The 23149-nt window shown below is 61.3% G+C and carries 23 protein-coding genes and 1 riboswitch; of the genes, 20 read left to right on the top strand and 3 right to left on the bottom strand.

Features of this window, described 5'->3' with window-relative positions; translation table 11 throughout:
- The first annotated feature begins 8 nt into the window (after positions 1-8).
- The 15 genes from DBR00_RS20210 to DBR00_RS20280 all read left to right on the top strand — a co-directional run bounded on the left by DBR00_RS20210 (position 9) and on the right by DBR00_RS20280 (position 13167).
- The gene (locus tag DBR00_RS20210; RefSeq protein ID WP_108486384.1) at positions 9-881 is read left to right on the top strand and encodes a ParB/RepB/Spo0J family partition protein; all 873 of its coding nucleotides are present in this window, start codon (positions 9-11) and stop codon (positions 879-881) included.
- A gap of 157 nt (positions 882-1038) precedes the next feature.
- Positions 1039-1446, top strand: a complete 408-nt coding sequence (locus tag DBR00_RS20215) for a F0F1 ATP synthase subunit I (protein WP_108486399.1) — start codon at positions 1039-1041, stop codon at positions 1444-1446.
- Positions 1447-1460: 14 nt separating this feature from the next.
- On the top strand, positions 1461-2330 hold the full coding sequence (gene atpB / locus DBR00_RS20220; protein WP_090378672.1) for a F0F1 ATP synthase subunit A: 870 nt from the start codon (positions 1461-1463) through the stop codon (positions 2328-2330).
- Between the two features lie 114 nt (positions 2331-2444).
- On the top strand, positions 2445-2702 hold the full coding sequence (atpE, locus tag DBR00_RS20225) for a F0F1 ATP synthase subunit C (RefSeq protein ID WP_003097235.1): 258 nt from the start codon (positions 2445-2447) through the stop codon (positions 2700-2702).
- Positions 2703-2758: 56 nt separating this feature from the next.
- Complete coding sequence (locus DBR00_RS20230) at positions 2759-3229, top strand: F0F1 ATP synthase subunit B (protein WP_108486385.1); 471 nt, start codon at positions 2759-2761, stop codon at positions 3227-3229.
- Positions 3230-3244: 15 nt separating this feature from the next.
- Complete coding sequence (locus DBR00_RS20235; protein WP_108486386.1) at positions 3245-3781, top strand: F0F1 ATP synthase subunit delta; 537 nt, start codon at positions 3245-3247, stop codon at positions 3779-3781.
- 21 nt (positions 3782-3802) lie between these two features.
- On the top strand, positions 3803-5347 hold the full coding sequence (atpA, locus tag DBR00_RS20240) for a F0F1 ATP synthase subunit alpha (RefSeq protein ID WP_108486387.1): 1545 nt from the start codon (positions 3803-3805) through the stop codon (positions 5345-5347).
- A gap of 50 nt (positions 5348-5397) precedes the next feature.
- Positions 5398-6258: a F0F1 ATP synthase subunit gamma gene (gene atpG, locus DBR00_RS20245; RefSeq protein ID WP_108486388.1), complete on the top strand. Its 861-nt coding sequence runs from the start codon at positions 5398-5400 to the stop codon at positions 6256-6258.
- A 30-nt stretch (positions 6259-6288) separates the two neighbouring features.
- Positions 6289-7665 carry a F0F1 ATP synthase subunit beta gene (atpD, locus tag DBR00_RS20250; protein ID WP_108486389.1) on the top strand — a complete coding sequence of 459 codons (1377 nt, stop codon included), beginning with the start codon at positions 6289-6291 and terminating at the stop codon, positions 7663-7665.
- An 83-nt stretch (positions 7666-7748) separates the two neighbouring features.
- Positions 7749-8174, top strand: coding sequence for a F0F1 ATP synthase subunit epsilon (locus DBR00_RS20255; protein ID WP_108486390.1), 426 nt, complete (start codon positions 7749-7751; stop codon positions 8172-8174).
- A 130-nt stretch (positions 8175-8304) separates the two neighbouring features.
- Positions 8305-9666: a bifunctional UDP-N-acetylglucosamine diphosphorylase/glucosamine-1-phosphate N-acetyltransferase GlmU gene (gene glmU, locus DBR00_RS20260; protein WP_108486391.1), complete on the top strand. Its 1362-nt coding sequence runs from the start codon at positions 8305-8307 to the stop codon at positions 9664-9666.
- Between the two features lie 14 nt (positions 9667-9680).
- The gene (locus tag DBR00_RS20265) at positions 9681-10190 is read left to right on the top strand and encodes a M23 family metallopeptidase (protein ID WP_108486392.1); all 510 of its coding nucleotides are present in this window, start codon (positions 9681-9683) and stop codon (positions 10188-10190) included.
- Positions 10191-10288: 98 nt separating this feature from the next.
- On the top strand, positions 10289-11056 hold the full coding sequence (locus DBR00_RS20270; protein WP_108486393.1) for a DeoR/GlpR family DNA-binding transcription regulator: 768 nt from the start codon (positions 10289-10291) through the stop codon (positions 11054-11056).
- A gap of 15 nt (positions 11057-11071) precedes the next feature.
- Positions 11072-12922: a glutamine--fructose-6-phosphate transaminase (isomerizing) gene (gene glmS / locus DBR00_RS20275; RefSeq protein ID WP_108486394.1), complete on the top strand. Its 1851-nt coding sequence runs from the start codon at positions 11072-11074 to the stop codon at positions 12920-12922.
- 14 nt (positions 12923-12936) lie between these two features.
- Positions 12937-13167: a hypothetical protein gene (locus DBR00_RS20280; protein WP_108486395.1), complete on the top strand. Its 231-nt coding sequence runs from the start codon at positions 12937-12939 to the stop codon at positions 13165-13167.
- A gap of 7 nt (positions 13168-13174) precedes the next feature.
- Here DBR00_RS20280 and cobM read toward each other — a convergent pair whose 3' ends face one another.
- The gene (gene cobM / locus DBR00_RS20285; protein ID WP_108486396.1) at positions 13175-13930 is read right to left on the bottom strand and encodes a precorrin-4 C(11)-methyltransferase; all 756 of its coding nucleotides are present in this window, start codon (positions 13928-13930) and stop codon (positions 13175-13177) included.
- On the bottom strand, positions 13927-14490 hold the full coding sequence (locus DBR00_RS20290) for a cobalamin biosynthesis protein (RefSeq protein WP_256583095.1): 564 nt from the start codon (positions 14488-14490) through the stop codon (positions 13927-13929). Before DBR00_RS20290 ends, cobM begins: the two co-directional genes overlap by 4 nt.
- Positions 14457-14653: riboswitch (cobalamin riboswitch) on the top strand. (Overlaps the previous gene by 34 nt.)
- Before the next feature lie 99 nt (positions 14654-14752).
- Here DBR00_RS20290 and cobW point away from each other — a divergent pair.
- From cobW to cobF, 5 genes are read left to right on the top strand one after another with little or no spacing between them, the layout of a single operon-like run.
- Positions 14753-15805, top strand: coding sequence for a cobalamin biosynthesis protein CobW (gene cobW / locus DBR00_RS20295; protein WP_108486397.1), 1053 nt, complete (start codon positions 14753-14755; stop codon positions 15803-15805).
- Between the two features lie 59 nt (positions 15806-15864).
- The gene (gene cobN, locus DBR00_RS20300; RefSeq protein WP_108538107.1) at positions 15865-19599 is read left to right on the top strand and encodes a cobaltochelatase subunit CobN; all 3735 of its coding nucleotides are present in this window, start codon (positions 15865-15867) and stop codon (positions 19597-19599) included.
- 10 nt (positions 19600-19609) lie between these two features.
- Positions 19610-20626: an ATP-binding protein gene (locus tag DBR00_RS20305; protein WP_108489264.1), complete on the top strand. Its 1017-nt coding sequence runs from the start codon at positions 19610-19612 to the stop codon at positions 20624-20626.
- A gap of 2 nt (positions 20627-20628) precedes the next feature.
- A complete protein-coding gene (locus DBR00_RS20310; RefSeq protein WP_108489265.1) occupies positions 20629-21315 on the top strand; it encodes a VWA domain-containing protein in 687 nt (228 codons plus the stop codon).
- Complete coding sequence (gene cobF, locus DBR00_RS20315) at positions 21312-22085, top strand: precorrin-6A synthase (deacetylating) (RefSeq protein ID WP_108489266.1); 774 nt, start codon at positions 21312-21314, stop codon at positions 22083-22085. Before DBR00_RS20310 ends, cobF begins: the two co-directional genes overlap by 4 nt.
- A 45-nt stretch (positions 22086-22130) precedes the next feature.
- Here the strand turns inward: cobF and DBR00_RS20320 are convergent, their stop codons facing one another.
- Entirely contained in the window at positions 22131-22919 is a 789-nt protein-coding gene (locus tag DBR00_RS20320; RefSeq protein WP_108489267.1) for a PDZ domain-containing protein, read from the bottom strand.
- Positions 22920-23149 lie beyond the last annotated feature (230 nt).

Genomic DNA, 23149 nt, shown 5'->3' on the forward strand with positions numbered 1-23149 from the left:
AAATTCGCATGGCTGTGAAAAAACGAGGACTGGGACGCGGTCTGGATGCCCTGCTGGGCGGGACCAGCGTCAGCGCGTTGCAGGAAGAAGCCACCCAGGTCGACAGCCGTGAACTGCACTACGTGCCGCTGGACCTGATCCAGCGCGGTAAATACCAGCCGCGCCGTGATATGGATGCCACCGCGCTGGAAGAACTCGCTCAGTCGATCAAGAGCCACGGCGTGATGCAGCCCATCGTGATTCGTCCGATTGGCGAAGGACGTTTCGAGATCGTCGCCGGTGAACGCCGCTGGCGCGCCAGCCAGCAGGCCGGCCTGGACAAGATTCCGGCCATGGTCCGCGAACTGCCGGATGAAGCCGCCATCGCCATGGCGCTGATCGAGAACATCCAGCGTGAAGACCTCAACCCCATCGAAGAAGCCATGGCGTTGCAGCGTTTGCAGCAGGAGTTCCAGCTGACCCAACAGCAGGTCGCCGATGCTGTGGGTAAGTCGCGAGTCACTATCAGCAACCTGTTGCGCCTGATTGCCTTGCCGGAAGAGATCAAGACCCTGTTGTCCCATGGTGACCTGGAGATGGGGCATGCCCGTGCCTTGCTCGGTTTACCCGCCGAACAGCAGACTGAAGGTGCGCGACACGTTGTCGCACGCGGCCTCACAGTGCGTCAGACCGAAGCCCTGGTTCGGCAGTGGCTGAACAGCAAAGAGAAGCCTGCAGCAGTGGTCAAAACCGATCCGGACATCACCCGCCTTGAACAGCGCCTGGCTGAGCGCCTGGGCTCACCGGTGCAGATCAAGCATGGGCAGAAGGGCAAAGGGCAGCTGGTCATCAGCTACAGCTCGCTGGATGAGCTGCAGGGTGTGCTGGCCCACATTCGCTGAAACAATTGCGCATGTAGCGACTAGTCGGAAATCACTACCCGGCAGTTGAATGGGGGGGGAAGCCCCCCTATACTCTGCGCGCATTTCGTCGGCACAAAGTATGCCAAGTTATTGATTTCAGGTGCCGACGCCCGAGTTCAGCTTTCAGGAAAACAAGATGGACGTTCGCACGCCGAATCGCCTGCCCTTCCATCGTTTGGCTGTTTTCCCGGTACTGCTGGTGCAACTTCTGGTTCTGCTGCTTCTGTCCCTGGTGTTATGGCAGTGGCAGGGTGCAGTAGCGGGTTACTCGGGATTGTGTGGTGGCCTGATTGCCTGGTTGCCGAATATGTACTTTGCCCACAAGGCGTTCCGTTTCACTGGAGCGCGGGCTGCTCAAGCCATCGTCCGGTCTTTTTATGCCGGTGAGGCGGGCAAACTGGTTTTAACGGCAGTGCTGTTTGCACTGACCTTTGCAGGTGTGAAACCTCTGGAACCGCTGGCGGTATTTGGCGTGTTCTTCCTGACCCAGTTGGTCAATTGGTTTTCGCCCCTGCTGATGAAAACAAGACTTTTAAGACCTTAGCGCTCGAGGGATATATGGCAGCAGCAGAAACCGCTTCGGGTTATATCCAGCACCACTTGACCAACCTGACCTATGGTCAGCACCCGGTCAACGGCTGGAGTTTCGCCCACAACGCAAAAGAAGCTCAGGAAATGGGCTTCTGGGCATTTCACGTAGACACCCTCGCGGTATCTGTCGTGCTGGGCCTGTTCTTCATCCTGCTGTTCCGTGCCGCCGCTAAGCGCGCCACTTCCGGGCAACCGGGCAAACTGCAGAATTTTGTTGAAGTGCTGGTTGAGTTTGTTGACGGCAGCGTCAAAGACACCTTCCACGGTCGCAATGCCCTGATCGCACCGCTGGGTCTGACCATTTTCGTCTGGGTCTTCCTGATGAACTTCATGGACCTGATCCCGGTAGACTGGCTGCCTATGCTGGCGGCAAAAATCTCAGGTGATCCGCACCTGTACTTCCGTGTCGTACCGACCACTGACCCGAACGCCACCCTGGGTCTGGCTCTGTCGGTATTCGCCCTGATCCTGTACTACAGCATCAAGGTCAAAGGCATTGGCGGTTTCATCGGTGAGCTAACCCTCCACCCGTTCGGTAGCAAGAACATCGTGGTTCAGGCGCTGCTGATTCCGGTCAACTTCCTGCTAGAGTTCGTGACCCTCATCGCCAAGCCGATTTCCCTGGCACTGCGACTGTTCGGCAACCTGTATGCCGGCGAGCTGATCTTCATCCTCATCGCGATCATGTTCGGCGGCGGTCTGCTGCTCGGCGCGCTGGGTGTTGCCCTGCAGTGGGCGTGGGCAGTGTTCCACATCCTGATCATCGTGCTGCAGGCGTTCATCTTCATGATGCTGACCATCGTCTACCTGTCGATGGCGCACGAAGACAACCACTAAGAGCGCCTTGGCGCTCACAGTGGACGCCCGCAAGGGCACCAGAAGTACCGATTTGCTTTACTGCTTTACCTTAGAAAACCTTAACCAATACGACATAAAAAGTCGGGAGGAAAGATGGAAACTGTAGTTGGTCTGACCGCTATCGCTGTTGCACTGCTGATTGGCCTGGGTGCCCTGGGTACCGCCATTGGTTTCGGCCTGCTGGGCGGCAAGTTCCTGGAAGGCGCTGCGCGTCAGCCGGAAATGGTTCCGATGCTGCAAGTGAAAATGTTCATCGTCGCTGGTCTGCTCGACGCCGTGACCATGATCGGTGTTGGTATCGCACTGTTCTTCACCTTCGCGAACCCCTTCGTTGGTCAAATCGCAGGCTAATCCACTCGTTTTTGAGTGAATTGGTTTGATGGACAACGAACGAGCGAGGTGTTGGCGTGAACATTAATGCAACCCTGATTGGCCAGTCCGTTGCCTTCTTCATCTTCGTGCTGTTCTGCATGAAGTACGTGTGGCCTCCGGTCATTACGGCTTTGCAAGAACGTCAGAAGAAGATCGCAGATGGCCTGGATGCTGCTAGCCGTGCGGCTCGTGACCTGGAGTTGGCCCAAGAGAAAGTGGGTCAGCAACTGCGCGAAGCCAAAAGCCAGGCAGCCGAGATCATTGAGCAAGCCAAGAAACGCGGTACCCAGATCGTCGACGAAGCCCGTGAACAGGCCCGTGTCGAAGCTGACCGTGTGAAGGCTCAGGCTCAGGCCGAGATCGAGCAGGAAATCAACGGTGTCAAAGACGCGCTGCGTGCCCAACTGGGTAGCCTGGCCGTTAGCGGTGCCGAGAAGATCCTGGGCGCATCTATCGACCAAAACGCGCATGCGGAGCTGGTTTCCAAACTGGCAGCCGAAATTTAAGCGAGGGGCGCGATCATGGCAGAACTGACCACGCTGGCCCGACCTTACGCTAAGGCTGCTTTCGAGTACGCCCAGGCCCACCAGCAACTGGCCAATTGGTCAGCCATGCTCGGCCTGGCTGCAGCGGTGTCGCAAGACGACACCATGCAGCGCGTGCTTAAGGCTCCGCGTTTGACGAGTACAGACAAGGCCACCACCTTTGTCGAGGTGTGTGGTGACAAGTTCGACGCCCAGGTACGCAATTTCATTCATGTCGTCGCTGAAAACGATCGTCTGGCCCTGTTGCCACAGATCGTTGAACTGTTCGAGCTTTACAAAGCCGAGCAGGAAAAGTCGATTGATGTGGACGTTACCAGTGCCTTCGCATTGAGCGATGAACAGCAAGACAAACTCGCCAAGGTTCTCAGTGCACGGCTCGGCCGAGAAGTGCGTCTGCACGCCGCGGAAGATGCCACCCTCATCGGTGGTGTTGTGATCCGCGCCGGCGACCTGGTTATCGATGGCTCAGTTCGCGGCAAAATCGCGAAGCTGGCCGAAGCATTGAAATCTTGAGTTTGAAGGGGCAGCAGAGCTATGCAGCAACTCAATCCTTCCGAAATTAGTGAAATCATCAAGGGGCGTATCGAGAAACTCGATGTCGCCTCTCAAGCCCGTAACGAAGGCACCATCGTGTCCGTCTCCGACGGTATCGTGCGCATTCACGGTCTCGCCGATGTGATGTACGGCGAAATGATCGAGTTCCCGGGCAGTGTCTACGGTATGGCGCTGAACCTGGAGCAAGACTCCGTTGGTGCTGTAGTGCTGGGTGCTTACACCAGCCTGGCCGAAGGCATGAGCGCCAAGTGCACTGGTCGCATCCTGGAAGTTCCGGTTGGTCCGGAACTGCTGGGCCGCGTCGTTGACGCACTGGGCAACCCAATTGACGGCAAAGGCCCGCTGAACAACGTCGCTACCGACGCTGTTGAAAAGGTTGCGCCGGGCGTGATCTGGCGTAAGTCGGTCGACCAGCCGGTACAGACCGGCTACAAGTCGGTTGACGCCATGATCCCGGTTGGCCGTGGCCAGCGTGAGCTGATCATCGGTGACCGTCAGATCGGTAAAACCGCTCTGGCCATCGACGCCATCATCAACCAGAAAAACAGCGGCATTAAGTGCGTTTACGTAGCAATTGGTCAGAAGCAATCGACCATCGCCAACGTGGTGCGCAAGCTGGAAGAAAACGGCGCGCTGGCTAACACCATCGTCGTTGCCGCTTCCGCTTCCGAATCCGCTGCACTGCAGTTCATTGCACCGTACGCCGGTTGCACCATGGGCGAATACTTCCGCGACCGCGGTGAAGACGCGCTGATCGTGTATGACGATCTGTCCAAGCAAGCAGTGGCCTACCGCCAGATTTCCCTGCTGCTGCGCCGTCCGCCAGGTCGTGAAGCTTACCCTGGCGACGTGTTCTATCTCCACAGCCGTCTGCTGGAGCGCGCTTCCCGCGTATCCGAAGAGTATGTTGAGAAGTTCACCAATGGCGCTGTGACTGGCAAAACCGGTTCCCTGACCGCTCTGCCGATCATCGAAACCCAGGCGGGCGACGTTTCCGCGTTCGTTCCGACCAACGTGATTTCGATCACCGACGGTCAGATCTTCCTGGAATCGGCTATGTTCAACTCGGGTATCCGTCCTGCGGTCAACGCCGGTATTTCGGTATCCCGCGTGGGTGGTGCTGCACAGACCAAGATCATCAAGAAGCTCTCTGGTGGTATCCGTACCGCTCTGGCTCAGTACCGTGAACTGGCGGCATTTGCTCAGTTCGCTTCTGACCTGGACGAAGCCACTCGTAAGCAACTTGAGCACGGTCAGCGCGTTACCGAGCTGATGAAGCAGAAGCAATATGCGCCGATGTCGATTGCTGATATGTCGCTGTCGCTGTATGCCGCCGAGCGTGGTTTCCTGGTCGATATCGAAGTCGCCAAGATTGGTGCATTCGAGCAGGCCCTGATTGCTTACTTCAACCGGGATCACGCCGCACTGCTGGCGAAGATCAACGAGAAGGGTGACTTTAACGACGAAATCGATTCGGGCCTGAAAGCCGGTATCGAGAAGTTCAAGGCCACCCAAACCTGGTAAGCCGCAGCGGGGACCGCGAGGTCCCCGCTTGCTAACCCGATAGGTGTCAAATGGCAGGCGCAAAAGAGATTCGCAGCAAGATTGCGAGCATCAAAAGCACGCAGAAGATCACCAGCGCCATGGAAAAGGTGGCGGTCAGCAAAATGCGCAAAGCACAAATGCGCATGGCTGCTAGCCGTCCCTACGCGGAGCGTATCCGCCAGGTTATTGGTCATCTGGCCAACGCCAACCCGGAATACCGTCACCCGTTCATGATCGAGCGCGAAGTCAAGCGTGTAGGTTATGTCGTGGTGAGCTCGGACCGTGGTCTGTGTGGTGGTCTGAACACCAACCTGTTCAAGGCTCTGGTCAAGGACATGGCGAGCAATCGCGAGCAAGGCGTAGAGATCGATCTCTGCGTGGTTGGCAGCAAGGGTGCGGCGTTCTTCCGCAACTTTGGTGGCAACATCGTTGCTGCGATCAGCCACCTGGGCGAAGAACCGTCGATCAATGATCTGATCGGTAGCGTCAAGGTTATGCTCGATGCCTACCTCGATGGTCGCATCGATCGTTTGTCCGTGGTCTCGAACAAGTTCATCAATACCATGACGCAAAAGCCGACAGTGGAGCAGTTGATTCCGCTGGTGGCTGATCCGGATCAGGATCTCAAGCATCACTGGGATTACCTGTACGAACCCGACGCCAAGGAGCTGCTCGACGGCTTGATGGTGCGTTACGTGGAGTCGCAGGTGTACCAGGCGGTGGTCGAGAACAATGCGGCTGAACAAGCGGCCCGGATGATCGCGATGAAGAACGCCACCGATAACGCTGGCGATCTGATCAAAGACCTGCAGTTGGTTTACAACAAGGCACGTCAGGCAGCGATCACCCAGGAAATTTCGGAAATCGTCGGCGGCGCTGCCGCGGTTTAAGCACGGTTCAAATATTCAGAGGAACCAAAGATGAGTAGCGGACGTATCGTTCAAATCATCGGCGCCGTTATCGACGTGGAATTCCCGCGTGATCAAGTGCCGAGTGTTTATGAAGCGCTGAAAGTAGACGGCGCCGAAACCACCCTGGAAGTTCAGCAGCAGCTGGGCGACGGTGTGGTACGTACCATTGCGATGGGTTCGACCGAAGGCCTCAAGCGTGGCCTGAGCGTCGGCAGCACTGGCGCAGGTATCCAGGTACCGGTTGGGGTGAAAACCCTGGGCCGTATCATGGACGTGCTGGGCAACCCGATCGACGAAGCCGGCCCGATTGGCGAAGAAGAGCGTTGGGGCATTCACCGTGCCGCACCGACCTACGCCGAGCAAGCTGGCTCCAACGAGCTGCTGGAAACCGGCATCAAGGTTATCGACCTGGTTTGCCCGTTCGCCAAGGGCGGTAAAGTGGGTCTGTTCGGTGGTGCCGGTGTAGGCAAAACCGTAAACATGATGGAACTGATCCGTAACATCGCCATCGAGCACAGCGGTTATTCCGTGTTCGCCGGTGTGGGTGAGCGTACTCGTGAGGGTAACGACTTCTACCACGAGATGAAGGACTCCAACGTTCTCGACAAGGTAGCCCTGGTTTACGGTCAGATGAACGAGCCACCAGGCAACCGTCTGCGCGTAGCCCTGACCGGCCTGACCATGGCCGAGAAGTTCCGTGATGAAGGCCGTGATGTTCTGTTCTTTGTGGACAACATCTACCGTTACACCCTGGCCGGTACCGAAGTATCCGCACTGCTGGGCCGTATGCCTTCCGCGGTGGGTTACCAGCCGACCCTGGCCGAAGAAATGGGCGTTCTGCAAGAACGTATTACTTCGACCAAGACCGGTTCGATCACCTCGATCCAGGCCGTATACGTACCTGCGGACGACCTGACCGACCCAAGCCCGGCGACCACCTTCGCCCACTTGGACGCTACCGTTGTACTGTCCCGTGACATCGCTTCCCTGGGTATCTACCCAGCGGTCGATCCACTCGACTCGACGTCGCGCCAGCTGGACCCGATGGTTATCGGCCAGGATCACTACGACACCGCTCGTGGCGTGCAGTACGTTCTGCAGCGTTACAAAGAGCTGAAGGACATCATTGCGATTCTGGGTATGGACGAACTGTCCGAAGCAGACAAGCAACTGGTATCCCGTGCTCGTAAGATCCAGCGCTTCCTGTCCCAGCCGTTCTTCGTGGCCGAAGTCTTCACCGGTTCGCCAGGCAAGTACGTTTCCTTGAAGGACACCATTGCCGGCTTCAGCGGCATTCTGAAAGGTGACTACGATCATCTGCCAGAGCAGGCGTTCTACATGGTTGGCAGCATCGAAGAAGCTGTTGAGAAAGCGAAGAAACTGTAATCACCCGTGCGCCCGGCAACGGGCGCTTACGGTCTGTTTATCCGCGTAGTAGTGGCTAAGCAGATCGATACGTGAGGTTAGACATGGCTATGACAGTCCATTGCGACATCGTCAGCGCAGAAGGCGAGATCTTCTCCGGTCTGGTCGAGATGGTGATTGCGCACGGTAACCTGGGTGATATCGGTATCGCTCCAGGCCACGCGCCGCTGATCACCGATCTCAAACCGGGTCCGATTCGTCTGGTCAAACAGGGTGGCGAAGCCGAGGTGTTCTACATCTCCGGCGGCTTCCTCGAAGTTCAGCCGAGTGTGGTGAAAGTTCTCGCCGATACCGTGCAGCGTGCTGCCGATATCGATGAAGCTGCTGCTCAGGAAGCCCTTCGGGCTGCCGAGAAAGCCTTGAATGAGAAAGGCGCGGAGTTCGACTACGGCTCCGCTGCTGCTCACCTGGCCGAGGTCGCAGCTCAGCTGCGTACCGTTCAGCAGTTGCGCAAGAAGTTCGGCGGTTAATTCCGGCGCTTCATCGCAAACGAGTAAAAGGGTAGCCTTGGCTACCCTTTTTCTTTGCCTGCTGTTTTTACCTTTTCAGTGGGTCGGGCTAGGGATTTAGCCCGCCTTCGTCTGCCTGGAATCCGCTCTTATGTCACTCGATATCGTTATCCTCGCCGCCGGCCAAGGCACCCGTATGCGTTCGGCTTTGCCGAAAGTCCTGCACCCTATTGCCGGTAAACCCATGCTCGGGCATGTGATAGACACCGCCCGCCTGCTGAAACCGCAAGGCATTCATGTGGTCATCGGCCATGGCGCGGAACGGGTGCGCGAGCGACTGGCGGCGGATGATCTGAATTTCGTGCTGCAGAGCGAGCAGCTGGGCACCGGCCATGCGGTAGCCCAGGCGCTGCCGGCATTGAGCGCTGAGCGTGTGCTGATTCTCTACGGCGATGTGCCGCTGATCGAAGTGGAAACCCTGCAGCGTCTGCTGCAACAGGTCAGCGAGCAGCAGCTTGGATTGTTGACGGTCAATCTGAACGACCCGACTGGCTACGGCCGCATCGTGCGCGATGAGCACGGCGTGGTAAAGGCCATCGTCGAGCACAAGGACGCCAGCACCGAGCAGCGCCTGATCCGTGAAGGTAACACCGGCATCCTCGCCGTACCGGGGGAAAAACTGGGCGACTGGCTCGGTCGTCTGTCCAACAGCAACGCCCAGGGTGAGTACTACCTCACCGACGTGATCGCCATGGCCGTAGCCGATGGCCTGGTGGTCGCCACCGAGCAAGCGGCCGACGAGATGGAAGTGCTGGGTGCCAACGACCGTATCCAGCTTTCGCAGTTGGAGGGTCATTACCAGCAACGCTTCGCCAACCGTCTGATGGCGCAAGGCGTTACCCTGATCGATCCGTTCCGCTTTGATGTGCGGGGTGAAGTCAGCGTCGGCCGCGACATCACCATCGATATCAACGTAATCCTCGAAGGCAAGGTGGTGATTGAGGACGACGTACAGATCGGTCCCAACTGCGTGATCAAGAACTCGATTCTGCGCAAAGGCGCCATCGTCAAAGCCAACAGCCACCTGGAAGGCGCAGAAGTGGGTGAGGGTGCCGATTGTGGGCCGTTCGCGCGTCTGCGTCCGGGTTCGGTGCTGGGCGCTAAAGCCCATGTGGGTAACTTCGTCGAACTGAAGAACGCCAAGCTGGGTGAGGGCGCCAAGGCTGGCCACCTGAGCTACCTGGGCGACGCCGAAATCGGCGCGCGGACCAATATCGGTGCCGGCACCATCACCTGCAATTACGATGGCGCCAACAAGTTCAAGACCGTACTCGGTGAGGACGTGTTTATCGGTTCCAACAGCGCTTTGGTTGCTCCGGTGACGTTGGGTGATCGCGCCACCACCGGCGCCGGCTCGGTGATTACCGGCGATGTGCCGGATAACACCCTGGCCGTCGGCCGCGCCAAGCAGCGCAATATCGAAGGCTGGAAGCGTCCGACCAAGAAGACCTGATGGAGTTGGCAAGGATGCCGTTACGTAAACGCTGGATAATACCGACGCTGTTTCTGATCTGGGCCTTGCTGCCTGAGTGGCCGCAGATTCCGGTGCAAGGCGCCAGTCCCCGGGACTGGAATCCGCGCACTTTCTGGTTTGAACCCTGGGGCCGCTCCGGCGTGCACAAGGGCATCGACATCTTCGCCAAACGCGGCACGCCGGTGCGCGCCAGCAGTTATGGGGTGGTGCTGTTTCGCGGTGAGATCGCGCAGGGTGGCAAGGTGGTGGTCGCCCTCGGGCCGAAATGGCGCATTCATTATTACGCCCATCTGCAAACCATCGACGCCTACCCAGGCCAGCCGTTACTGGCGGGCAGTCAGCTGGGCACGGTTGGCGATACGGGGAACGCTCAGGGTAAACCGGCGCATTTGCATTACTCGATTGTCAGCCTGCTGCCGTTGCCTTGGCGGGCAGACGAGTCGACCCAAGGCTGGAAAAAGATGTTCTATCTGGACCCCAGCCAGCTCCTGCAGACACGCTGAATTGGCCTGGCTGTAGCTGCCAGATGTCGATTCGCGCTTGACGAAAAAGCTTCATTAGGTTTTGATTCGCGCCAATATCTTTCGAATCGAAACTTAGTATGTCGAAACGCAACACTCCGCAACGCCGTCACACTATTCTTGCCCTGCTCGCCGAGCAAGGCGAGGTGAGTGTTGACGAGTTGTCGAAAGCGTTCGCCACCTCGGAAGTGACCATTCGCAAAGACCTTGCTGCCCTGGAAAAAAGCGGCTTGCTGCTGCGTCGTTACGGCGGTGCTGTGCCCATGCCGCAGGAGCTGATCAGCGATATCCAGCCGATCTCCCAGTACAAGCAGGCCATTGCCCGTGCAGGGGTGGCGCGCATTCGCGAACATGCGCGGATCATCATCGACAGCGGCACCACCACTGCAGCGATGATCCCGCAACTCGGCCACAAGCCCGGCCTGGTGGTGATGACCAACTCGCTCAACGTGGCCCGCGCCATCAGTGAACTGGAGCATGAACCGGTGCTGTTGATGACCGGAGGGACCTGGGACCCGCATTCTGAGTCGTTCCAGGGCCAGACCGCCGAGCAAGTGCTGCGTTCTTATGACTTCGACCAGCTGTTTATTGGCGCCGATGGCATCGACCTGAACCGTGGCACCACTACCTTCAATGAATTGCTCGGCCTGAGCCGGGTGATGGCGGACGTGGCCCGTGAAGTGGTGGTGATGGTCGAAAGCGACAAGATCGGTCGCAAGATCCCTAATCTGGAGCTGCCCTGGAGCAGCATCCACACCCTGATAACCGACGAGCGCCTCAGCCCCGAGGCCCGTGAACAATTGAGTGCACGCGGGATCAAGCTGATCTGCGCTGCGCTAGACGCCTGAGTTAAGGAGAGACATATGTGTGGCATCGTAGGTGCAATCGCGGAACGCAATATCACCGCCGTGCTGGTTGAAGGCCTCAAGCGCCTGGAATACCGCGGCTATGACAGTGCCGGTGTGGCGCTGCTGACTGAGCAGGGCAGCCTTGACCGCCGCCGCCGCGTGGGCAAGGTCAGCGAGCTGGAAAGCGCGCTGAGTGCAGAACCACTGGCCGGCCGTCTGGGTATCGCGCACACCCGCTGGGCGACCCATGGCGCACCGAGCGAGCGCAATGCCCACCCGCACTTCTCCGGCCATGATCTGGCCGTGGTGCACAACGGCATTATTGAAAATCACGAAGAACTGCGCACTGAACTCAAGGGCCTGGGCTATGTGTTCAGCTCCGATACCGACACTGAGGTGATCGTCCACCTGCTCGATCACATCCTCAAAACGCAAGCTGATCTGACTAACGCACTGAAACAGGCGGTCAAGCAACTGCACGGTGCCTACGGCCTGGCGGTGATCAGCGCGAAGCAGCCGGACCGCCTGCTCGCCGCTCGCAGCGGCAGCCCGCTGGTGATCGGTCTGGGCCTGGGTGAGAACTTCCTCGCGTCCGACCAGCTGGCTCTGCGTCAGGTCACCGACCGTTTCATGTACCTGGAAGAAGGTGATATCGCCGAAATCCAGCGCGACAGCGTGCAGATCTGGGATGTATCCGGCCAGCCGGTGGTACGCGAAAGTGTGCAGTACCACGAAGGTGCCGAGGCCGCCGACAAGGGCGAGTACCGCCACTTTATGCTCAAGGAGATCCACGAGCAGCCCAAGGTTGTGCAACGCACCCTGGAAGGCCGTCTGGGTTCTGACCACGTACTGGTTCAGGCCTTCGGTCCGCAGGCCGCCGAGCTGTTCGCCAAGGTGCGCAACGTGCAGATCGTCGCCTGCGGCACCAGTTACCACGCCGGTATGGTCGCCCGTTACTGGCTGGAAGGCCTGGCTGGCATCCCTTGCCAGATCGAAGTGGCCAGCGAGTTCCGCTACCGCAAGGTGGTGGTACAGCCGGATACCCTGTTTGTCAGCATCTCCCAGTCCGGTGAAACCGCCGACACCCTGGCCGCGCTGCGCAACGCCAAGGAGCATGCGCCTGGCCAGGGCGGCTACCTGGCCAGCCTGGCGATTTGCAACGTTGGCATCAGCTCTCTGGTGCGTGAATCCGACCTGACCCTGCTGACCCAGGCCGGCCCGGAAATTGGCGTGGCGTCGACCAAGGCCTTCACCACCCAGCTGGTCGCACTGATGCTGCTGACCCTGTCCCTCGGCCAGGTGCGTGGCACCCTGGATAAGGCCCTGGAAGCTGAACTGGTCGAAGAACTGCGCCGTCTGCCAACTCGCCTGGGTGAAGCCTTGGCGATGGACAGCGTGGTGGAGAAAGTCTCCGAATTGTTCGCCGAGAAGCACCATAGCCTGTTCCTCGGCCGTGGCGCGCAGTACCCGGTGGCGATGGAAGGCGCGCTCAAACTCAAGGAAATTTCCTATATCCACGCCGAAGCCTACCCGGCTGGCGAGCTCAAGCACGGCCCGCTGGCGTTGGTGGACAGCGACATGCCGGTGGTCACCGTGGCGCCGAACAACGAGCTGCTGGAAAAGCTCAAATCCAACCTGCAGGAAGTGCGCGCCCGCGGCGGCGAGCTGGTGGTGTTTGCTGACGAGCAGGCCGGCATGAGCAATGGCGAGGGCACCCATGTGGTGAACATGCCGCATATCCACGACGCCCTGGCGCCGATCCTCTACACCATTCCGCTGCAGCTGCTGTCCTACTACGTCGCCGTGCTCAAGGGCACCGACGTCGACCAGCCGCGCAACCTGGCCAAGAGCGTAACGGTTGAGTAAGCAGGAGCCAGCCGATGCGGCGTGAGGATGTAAAGAGCAAGCAGGCTCAAGGCGTGCTCTTTGATACCCATATCATCGCCAACCCGGCCAATACCCGGGAATGGATCGTGCTGTTGAAGAAAGGCGCAGGCACCAGCTTCTTTCTGGTCGATGACCAGGAGCAGGTGGAGTCCTTCGCCGATCTCAATGGGTTGATCGAGGAACTGCGTTTACTGGGGATCAAAGCTGCGGAGATTCATCTCTAGCAGCCTGTTAATCATCTGCCGACCTGAACAGGTGCCGATGCTCGGCGTTGTACAGCGCCGAGTCGGCGAACTGTTCGGCATGCAGCACGCGGCCGACGAGGATCAGCGCCGTGCGGCGAAAGCCCTTGGCGCGCACCTGTTCCACGATGGTGGCGAGGGTGCCGCTGACCCAATCCTGATCCGGCCAGCTGGCGCGATGCACCACGGCAATCGGGCAATCCGCGCCGTAATGCGGCAGCAGCTCAGTGACGATCTTGCTCAGGTGCACCACGCCCAGGTGGATGGCCATGGTCGCGCCGTGGCGCGCCAGGTCGCCCAGTGCCTCGCCCTCGGGCATGTTCGACTTGCTCGCGTAGCGGGTGAGAATCAGCGTCTGCGACACCTCGGGCAGGGTCAGTTCGCTTTCCAGCAGGGCAGCACAGGCGGCCGTGGCCGTCACCCCTGGGATGATCTCGAAGGCGATGCCCAGCCGGCGCAGGTGGCGGATCTGCTCACCAATCGCGCCATACAGCGACGGGTCGCCGGAATGCACGCGGGCCACATCCTGGCCTTTGTCATCGGCCTGGCGGATCAGCTCGATGATTTCATCCAGATGCAGCTCGGCGGTGTTGATCACCTGTTCGGCGCTATGGCCCTGTAGTACCGCCTCGGGCACCAGCGAACCGGCATAGAGAATCACCGGGCAGCTGCGCAGCAGGCGTTGGCCTTTGACGGTGATCAGCTCGGGGTCGCCGGGGCCGGCGCCGATAAAGTAGACGGTCATGACAGATCCTTGGGTGCACTCGACGCCAGCGCGCAGGTGGCGCTGGCGTTGCGGGTTCTTTCGCCGAGCAGACGCGCCGGTTGGCCGCTCAGGTGTTCAGCCAGGGCCAGGGCGCAGGGTTCGGCGACGGCCGGGCTGCCGGTGGCGGCCAGGGTCAGCGGCGAGCCTTGCACACCCTGCTGATAGGGCTGCAGTTCTTCGGCACTAAAGCAGCTCAACTGCAAACCGAGGCGCTGAGCCAGTGCCAGCAGGCCCGGCTCGCTCTGTTTGTGCGTGATGCTGGCCAGCCCCGCCAGGTTATCCACAGTCAGGCCATGCGCCTGCAGGCTGTGCAGCAGCAGGTTGAGTAAGTCCTCCACATTGCAGCCACTGCGGCAGCCCAACCCGGCGACCACCTGAACGGCGGCAGCGGGGCGAGTATGGGCAGGGCTGGACATCATCAAGGCGACTCGGTGTGTGCGGCGGCGTAGCTCAACATGGCGGCCGGCACCGGTCAACCGCGATTGACCGGCCGCCATGGCCTGCGTAGCCTTGTCGCGTTCGAGGTTCTTCGTGGGCATGCCCATGAAGCTAAGAGGGAACAAGGTTGATGCCTTGGCTGCCCCCGCAACTGTAAACGGTCCAAAGCCCTTCGATACACCACTGCCGTATGGCGGGAAGGTGAAGGGTCGCGCAATGCGCAGACCGTGAGCCAGGAGACCTGCCTCGTCACGTTTTCGACAACCGGGCGGGGTGATCCGGTGGTGTTGGCTGACGCCCCGTGGCTGTCATGTCTGTGCCACCTCCTGCTCGTCTTTCTTTCGACGTCACGCAGGACTCGCCATGCAAACCCTCGCCAAACTCCCCGTCACCATCGTTACCGGCTTTCTCGGCGCCGGCAAAACCACCCTGCTGCGGCATATGCTCGGCCATGCCGACGGGCGGCGTATCGCGGTGATCGTCAACGAGTTTGGCGAGCTGGGCATCGACGGCGAAATCCTCAAGCAGTGCTCCATCGGTTGCAGCGAAGAAGAAGCCAACGGGCGCATCTTCGAACTGGCCAACGGCTGCCTGTGCTGCACCGTGCAGGAAGAGTTCTTCCCGGTGATGCGCGAGCTGGTGGCACGTCGCGGCGAGCTCGACCATATCCTGATTGAAACGTCGGGTTTGGCCCTGCCCAAGCCACTGGTACAGGCCTTTAACTGGCCGGAAATCCGCAACGCCTGCACGGTGGATGCGGTGATCACCGTGGTCGACAGCCCGGCCGTGGCCGCAGGCACCTTCGCCGCCTTCCCCGATCAGGTCGATGCGCAGCGCCAGCTCGACCCCAATCTGGACCACGAATCGCCGCTGCACGAGCTATTCGCCGACCAGCTGGCCAGCGCCGACCTGGTGATCCTCAACAAGGCCGACCTGCTCGACGCCGCCGCCCTGGCGGCGGTGCGCGCGGAAGTGGCGGAAGAGCTGCCGCCCGCAGTGAAAATCATCGAAGCCCATGGCGGTGAGCTGCCGCTGGACGTGCTGCTGGGGCTGAACTGCGAGACCGAGCTACATATCGAGGGCCGCAAGACCCACCATGACCTGGAAGGCCATGAAGACCACGATCACGACGAGTTCGCCTCGTTCCACGTGGAACTGCCTGAAGCCGAGGAAACGCGTTTGCTGCAAGCGCTGAAGGAGGCGGTCAGCAAACACGGCATCCTGCGCATCAAGGGTTTTGCGGCGATTCCCGGCAAGCCGATGCGCCTGCTGCTGCAAGGCGTCGGCCAGCGTTTCGACAAACACTTCGACCGCGCCTGGCAGGTCAATGAGCCGCGCATCACCCGCCTGGTGGTGATTGGCCAGACCCTGGATCAGGCCGCCATCGAAGCTGAGCTGCAAGCAGCGCTGGCCTAAATAGGTGGGAGGGGCTTTAGCCGCGACTAGGCCCGACCCCACCCACAAGAAGAGCGATCATGCATCTATTGCGCACCCAACCCGGCAGCCAGCTGCCGGTCGACAGCATTGCCGACCTCGGCCAGACCCCGGCCGAGCTGGTGATTCTGTGCACCGGCGATTCGCAGTTGTCGCTGTTGGCGGAGGTGGCGCGGCAGTTGCCGGCGGATTACCCGAGCCTGCGCCTGGCCAGTCCGGCGCAGCTGAGCAATCACGCCTCGGTGGACTTCTACGTCGAGCAGGTGTTGCAGCACGCCAAGGTCATTCTGATTTCCGTGCACGGCGGCGTCAGTTACTGGCGCTACGGCATCGAGCGCTTGGTCGAACTGGCCGAGCGCGGCGCGCAGGTCATCATGGTGCCGGGTTGCGACAACCCTGATCCAGAACTGATGGCGTTGAGTAGCGTGCCGCTGGCGGAGGCCGAGCGGCTCTGGCAGTTCCTGCGCCAGGGCGGTGCGGCCAATGCCCAGCAGCTGTTCAACTGCATCGCCAGCCACTGGTTGCAGCGTGACTACCCCTGGGGCGAACCGCAGCCGCTGCCGCGCGTGGGCCTGTATCACCCGCAGCTGAGCACCCCGAGCCTGGTCGATTGGCAAGCCCATTGGCAGGTCGGTGCGCCGGTGGCGGCGCTGCTGTTCTACCGCACCCAGGTGCAGGCGGCGAATACCGGGTTTATCGATGTGTTCTGCCAGCGCTTGCAGGCCCAGGGCCTTAATCCGCTGCCGATTGCCGTGGCCAGCCTCAAGGAAGCCGCCTGCCTGGCTCAGGTCGAGGACTGGCTGGACGAAGCCGATGCCCGTCTGATTATCAACACCACCGCCTTCGCCCTGTCTAACCCGGAAGCGCCGAGCGCACGACCTTTCCGCCGTGATATTCCGGTGCTGCAAGCCATTTGCGCGCTGGATAACCATGAGCAGTGGCAGGCCAATACCCAGGGCCTGGGTTCCCGCGACCTGGCCATGCATATCGTGCTGCCCGAGCTGGACGGCCGGCTGATTACCCAGCCGATCAGCTTCAAGGGCCTGGCCTGGCGTAGCGAGCGCAGCCAGAGCGATGTGGTCTGTTACCAGCCTCATTTGCCGGGGATGGATTTCGTCGCCGAACTGGCGCGCAACTGGGTCGTCCTGGCGCACAAACACAACGCCGACAAGCGCATCGCCCTGGTGCTGGCCAACTACCCGACCCGCGATGGGTGCATCGGCAATGGCGTCGGCCTGGATACCCCGGCGGCGGCGCTGAATATCCTCCGCGCCCTCGAACAGCAGGGCTATCCAGTGGAAGGCTTGCCCGACAGCGGCACCGCATTGATCCACCAGCTGCTCGGCGGCGTGACCAATGATCTGGACAGCCTCGATGCGCGGCCCTGCGCCCAGAGCCTGGCGTTGGATGAGTACCTGGCGTTCTTCCACAGCCTGCCGCAAGCCAACCAGCAGGCGGTGCGCGAGCGTTGGGGCGAGCCGCAGCAGGACCCGATGTTCCGCAGCGGTCGGCTGATGATCGCCGGCCTGCGTTTTGGTTTGACCTTTGTCGGCATCCAGCCGGCGCGCGGTTATCAGCTGGACGCGGCGGCGGTGTATCACGATCCTGACCTGGTGCCGCCGCACGGCTACCTGGCGTTCTACTGCTGGCTGCGCCGCGCCTTTGCGTGTGACGCGGTGATCCACGTCGGCAAGCACGGCAATCTGGAATGGCTACCGGGCAAGAGCGTCGGCCTGTCCGAGCAGTGCTGGCCGAGCGCGATTCTCGGTCCATTGCCGAATATCTACCCCTTTATCGTCAACGATCCGGGCGAGGGCGCCCAGGCCAAGCGCCGTACTCAGGCGGTGATCATCGATCACCTGATGCCGCCGCTGACTCGCGCGGAAAGCTACGGCCCGCTGCGCGATCTGGAGCGCCTGGCCGACGAGTACTACGAAGCCAGCCAACTCGACCTGCGTCGCGCCGCCGAATTGCGCGGCGAGATTCTGCTCAAGGTGCGCGAGGCCAGCCTCGACCGCGAGCTGGGCCTGCAACTGAATGAAGATCCCAACAGCTGGCTGCCGCAGATCGACGCCTACCTGTGCGATTTAAAGGAATCGCAGATCCGCGATGGCCTGCATGTATTCGGCGAGTCACCGGCCGGCACCCTGCGCCGCGACACCCTGCTGGCGCTGCTGCGCATTCCCCGTGGCGACGGCCAGGGCGGTAATGCCAGCCTGCTGCGGGCTCTGGCCCGCGATCTGGCGCTGGGCTTCGATCCGCTCGACTGCGACATGGCTGCACCTTGGCAGGGGCCGCGCCCGGCCGTGCTGGCAGAGCTGAGCAGTGATGCCTGGCGCAGTGCCGGCGATACCCGCGAACGCCTTGAGCTGCTGGCGCTGCGTCTGATCGATACAGCGGGTTTCGAATCCGTTGGTATGGAAAGTAGCCAGGTACTGCAGCGTTTGCATGAGCAGATCGCGCCACTGCTGGACGCCTGCGGCCCGGCCGAAATGTACGGCCTGCTCGCGGCGCTAAGTGGGCGTTTTGTCCCGGCCGGGCCAAGTGGCGCGCCGAGTCGTGGCCGTCTGGATGTACTGCCCACCGGGCGCAATTTCTACAGCGTCGATGTGCGCAACCTGCCCACGCCGACCGCCTGGCGTATCGGCGTGCAGGCGGCGGATCGGCTGCTGGAGCGGCATCTGCAGGACCACGGCGACCACCTGCGTCAGCTCGGCCTGTCGATGTGGGGCACGGCGACCATGCGCACCGGCGGCGACGATATGGCCCAGGCCCTGGCCCTACTCGGCGTGCGTCCGCTGTGGCAGGCCGGCAGCCAGCGCGTCGAGCGTTTCGAGGTGCTGCCGCTGGCGCAACTCGGCCGCCCACGGGTGGACGTGACCCTGCGCGTGTCCGGCTTCTTCCGCGATGCCTTTAGCAACCTGATTCGTCTGTTCGATGACGCGGTGCAGGCGGTGGTGGATCTCGATGAGCCGGAAGACATGAACCCGCTGTCGGCGCGGGTCTGGCGCGAATCCCTGACCCTGCAGGACAGGGGCCTGGACGAACACGAGGCGCGCAAACAGGCGGGCTGGCGGGTGTTCGGCTCCAAGCCGGGGGCCTATGGCGCGGGCGTGCAGAACGCCATCGAAGAACGCCTGTGGCAAACCCGCGAGGACCTCGCCGAGGTCTACCTGAATTGGGGCGGCTACGCCTACGGCAGCCACAGCGAAGGCACCCCGGCGCGCGCGCAGTTCGCCGAGCGCCTGGAGCAGATGCAGGCGGTGCTGCACAACCAGGACAACCGCGAGCACGACATTCTCGACTCCAACGACTACTACCAGTTCCAGGGCGGCATGCTCGCGGCCGTGGAAACCCTGCGCGGGGCCAAGGTGGCGAGTTATCACGGCGACAACAGTCAGCCGGACACGCCGCGCATCCGCACCCTGAAGGAAGAGCTCAACCGCGTGGTACGCGCCCGTGCGGCCAATCCCAAGTGGATCGACGGCATGAAGCGCCACGGCTACAAGGGCGCGTTCGAGCTGGCGGCAACCATCGACTACCTGTTCGCCTTCGACGCCACCAGCGAGCTGGTCGACGACCACCAGTACGCACTGCTCACCGATGCCTATCTGCTCGACAAAAACACCCGCGACTTTATCCAGCAGCACAACCCCGGCGCCCTGCAGGACATCCTCGAACGTCTGCTTGAAGCCCAGCAACGCGGCCTCTGGCAAGATCCCGGCGAGTACCGCGAGGCGTTGGAAAACCTGCTGATTGATAGCGAAGAATCCTAGAGAACCTGCCATGACCGATAGCCACTTCCCCCTCGCTGCCGTGGTCGCCGCTGATGACCTGAAACTCGCGCTGTGCCTGGCGGCCATTGATCCGGCCATTGGCGGCGTGCTGATCGAAGGCCCACGCGGCATGGCCAAATCGACCCTGGCCCGTGGCCTGGCCGATCTGCTGGCCAGCGGCACCTTTGTCACCCTGCCGCTGGGCGCGAGTGAGGAGCGCATCGTCGGCACCCTCGATCTCGACGCCGCCCTGGGTGAGGGTCGCGCGCAGTTTTCTCCGGGCTTGCTGGCCAAGGCCAATGGCGGCGTGTTGTACGTCGATGAGGTCAATCTGCTGCCCGATCATCTGGTCGACCTGCTGCTGGATGCCGCCGCCAGCGGGGTCAACCATATCGAGCGCGACGGCATCTCCCATCGGCATGCCGCGCGTTTTGTGCTGATCGGCACCATGAACGCGGAAGAGGGCGAGTTGCGCCCGCAGTTGCTCGATCGCTTCGGCCTTAACCTGGCCCTGGACGCCCAGCCGCAACCGGCCCAGCGCGCCGAAATCGTTCGCCGCCGCCTGGCCTTCGATGCCGATCCGCAGGCGTTTCTTGAGCGCTGGCAAGCGCAGCAGGATGAACTGCGCGAGCGTTGCCAGAGTGCCCGTGTGCGACTGGCGGCGATTCCGCTGGATGACGCCGCTCTGGAGCAGATCAGCCAGCGCTGTTTCGCAGCAGCGGTGGATGGTCTGCGCGCCGATTTGGTCTGGCTGCGCGCCGCCCGCGCCCATGCCGCCTGGCGTGGCGTCGAGCGGATTGAAGTGGAGGATATCGACGCGGTGGCCGACTTCGTTCTGCGTCATCGTCGCCGCCATAATCCGCCGTCTGCTGCACAACCGCCGCAGTCGCAAGCGCAACCCGACCACAGCGCCGCCAGTGAGCAGCCACAAGCGCCGCAAGGCGAAGGGCAATGGGGCGAATTACCCGCCCAGGCGCAGAGCCTCGGCGTCCGGCGTGAACCGCCGCGCTGGTCAAAAAAGCCCTAGGCATCCGCCCGCGCACAGCCCCAGGCGCGGATGCCCGGGCCGCTCCCGGCACACTCGGCAATGGTCGCAACGGTGCCAGTCGCAATGGCGCGGCGGGGCGTATCGACTGGCCGGCGAGCCTGCTTAAAGGCCGCCCGCGCACTCGGCATGATCTCGTGCTGCGCCCGCGCAGCGCCAAGCCCGGCGAACTTTGGTTGGTAATAGTCGACGCCTCGGCCTCGACCCGCCGGCATGGCGCGCTGAGCAAAGCCAAAGGCCTGCTCAGTGAGGTGTTCGAGCAGGCCCGTCGGCAACGCGCGCGGCTGGCTTTATTGCACGCCACCGGCCGTCAGGCGCAATGGCTATGGCAAGGGCAGAAAGCTTCCCAGGCCTTGCAGCAGTGGTTGGCCGAGTTGGGCGCGGGCGGCGGCACGCCGCTATTTGATGCGTTGCAGCAGGGCGCTGACTGGCAGGCGCGGCGTCAGCGGTTGCACCCGGGCGAGCGTCAGCGTGTGTTGATCATCACCGATGGCCGCTTGCGCGATTGGCCGGCGTTAGCGCCGAGCGCTTGCCCGGCGCTGCTGGTGGATATCGAAAGTGCGCCGATCCGCCTCGGCCGAGCGCGCCAATTGGCCACTGAGCTGGGCGCCGACTACCGCCATATTGATTCGCTGCCGCTGTTAGCCGGCAGCCTGGAGACCGCTTTATGAAAACCCTGTTGATCATCGGCATCGGTGCCGGCGACCCGGACTACCTGACCGTGCAGGCGATCAACGCCCTTAACCGCACGGACGTGTTCTTCCTGATGGACAAGGGCAGCGCCAAAGACAGCTTGATCGGCCTGCGCAAGACCATCTGCGAGCGCTTTATCCAGGGCCGCGATTACCGCTTTGTCAGCGCCGATTGCCCGGAGCGGGTGCGCGATGTGCCGGACTATCGCGGCAGCGTGGTCGACCTGAATCAGGACAAGCAGCAGGTGTTCGAAGGCATGATCCGCGAGCAGATGCGCGATGGCGAAACCGGCGCCTTTCTGGTCTGGGGCGACCCGGCGCTGTACGACAGCACCCTGCGCATCGTCGAACAGATCGTGGCCAACAGCAGCGAGCAGATTGCGTACGAAGTGATCCCCGGCATCACCAGCCTGCAAGCCCTGGCGGCCAAGCATAAGGTCTGCTTCAACAGCATCGGCCAGGCCTTCCAGATCACCCCGGCGCGCCGCCTGGCCGAAGACGGCTTTCCGGATGGGCTGGACAGCGTGCTGGTGATGCTCGACGCCCAGGACACCTACCAACGCTTTGTCGAGCAAGCCATGCACATCTACTGGGGTGCCTATATAGGCACTCCGGACGAAGTGCTGATCGCCGGCCCGCTGAGTGAGGTCGCCGACACCATCCGCACCCGCCGCGCCGAACTGCGCGAACAGCACGGGTGGATTATGGATAGTTATTTGCTGCGCAAACTGGAAAAGGCGAGGGCTTGAGGTTCAGGGTGGACAAGCAAGTGTCCATCCTGCAGAGCGAGTCAATTATTTTGTGGCTTTCTGCGTATCTCCCGCTGTTACCACAACCGGTATGTTCGAATAGGTTCCTGCACGCCATGTCTTCAGCGTGATAGATGAACCAATAGCCACCTTGCCGACTTGAATCCGGAAATCCTCGGAGTCGGCAACAGGCTGGTCGCCGACAGCAATCACGATGTCCCAGGGCAACATTCCCGCTTGCTGGGCTGGACTGCCTGGCAGAGCGGAGACAACCACTACTCCACTTGTTGGATAGGATCTAAGCTGCGCCAGCTGCGGGTCGACGGTATGAATACTCAAGCCAATTTTGCCCCATGGTAAATTGGCGCGCTGGCAGCCTTTGTCAAACCATGCCTGGTTGGCTAATGCTTTGCGGGTTGTTCCGACCTGCTTCCAAACGGGATCCCCGCTTGTCTCATAGGCATGAGCATCTGTAAGCGACACTTCAATGTACTCGCATGACTTGTGGCGATAGCGCTCAGGTGTCTCCAGAGGCAGCGTCTTGGTTCCGGTCATGGCCAAAGCAGAGGGCGATGAGGATGCTACGGTGGGCGCAGGGCTTGATGCTGCGGCTGAAGCTGGAGCGATCGTTTCTCCATCGGGGCCCATAACCGCAGAGGCTACATAGGCTCCCGCCGCCATCTCGGCAACTGGCGCTAACATCCCGACATCGGCACCCATCATGGAGGCAGCAAGGGCTGCACCCCCCACCGCGTTATCGCCGGCGCAGCCAGCCAAGCCCATGAAAGACGCGGCGATGGCAAGACCAGCACTGTATTTAATAACGCCACTCATGCATCGATACTCCCTGTTAGTCACGTGAACTCGTTCAGCGTAATGGTATAGCGCCTCAACTTTGCGCTGTCAGCCCCCCAACGCGGGTGCGGCTCAACCCATCCTACGTTCTGGTCGCCGGGCCGCTAAGCGAGGTCGCCGAGATTATCCGCAGCCGCCTGCGGAGCTGCGTGAGCAGCATGGATGGATTATGGATAGCTAGTTATTGCGTAAGGGGTAATGGCGGGCAC

This window comes from Pseudomonas sp. HMWF032 (assembly GCF_003060885.1).
GTDB lineage: Bacteria > Pseudomonadota > Gammaproteobacteria > Pseudomonadales > Pseudomonadaceae > Aquipseudomonas.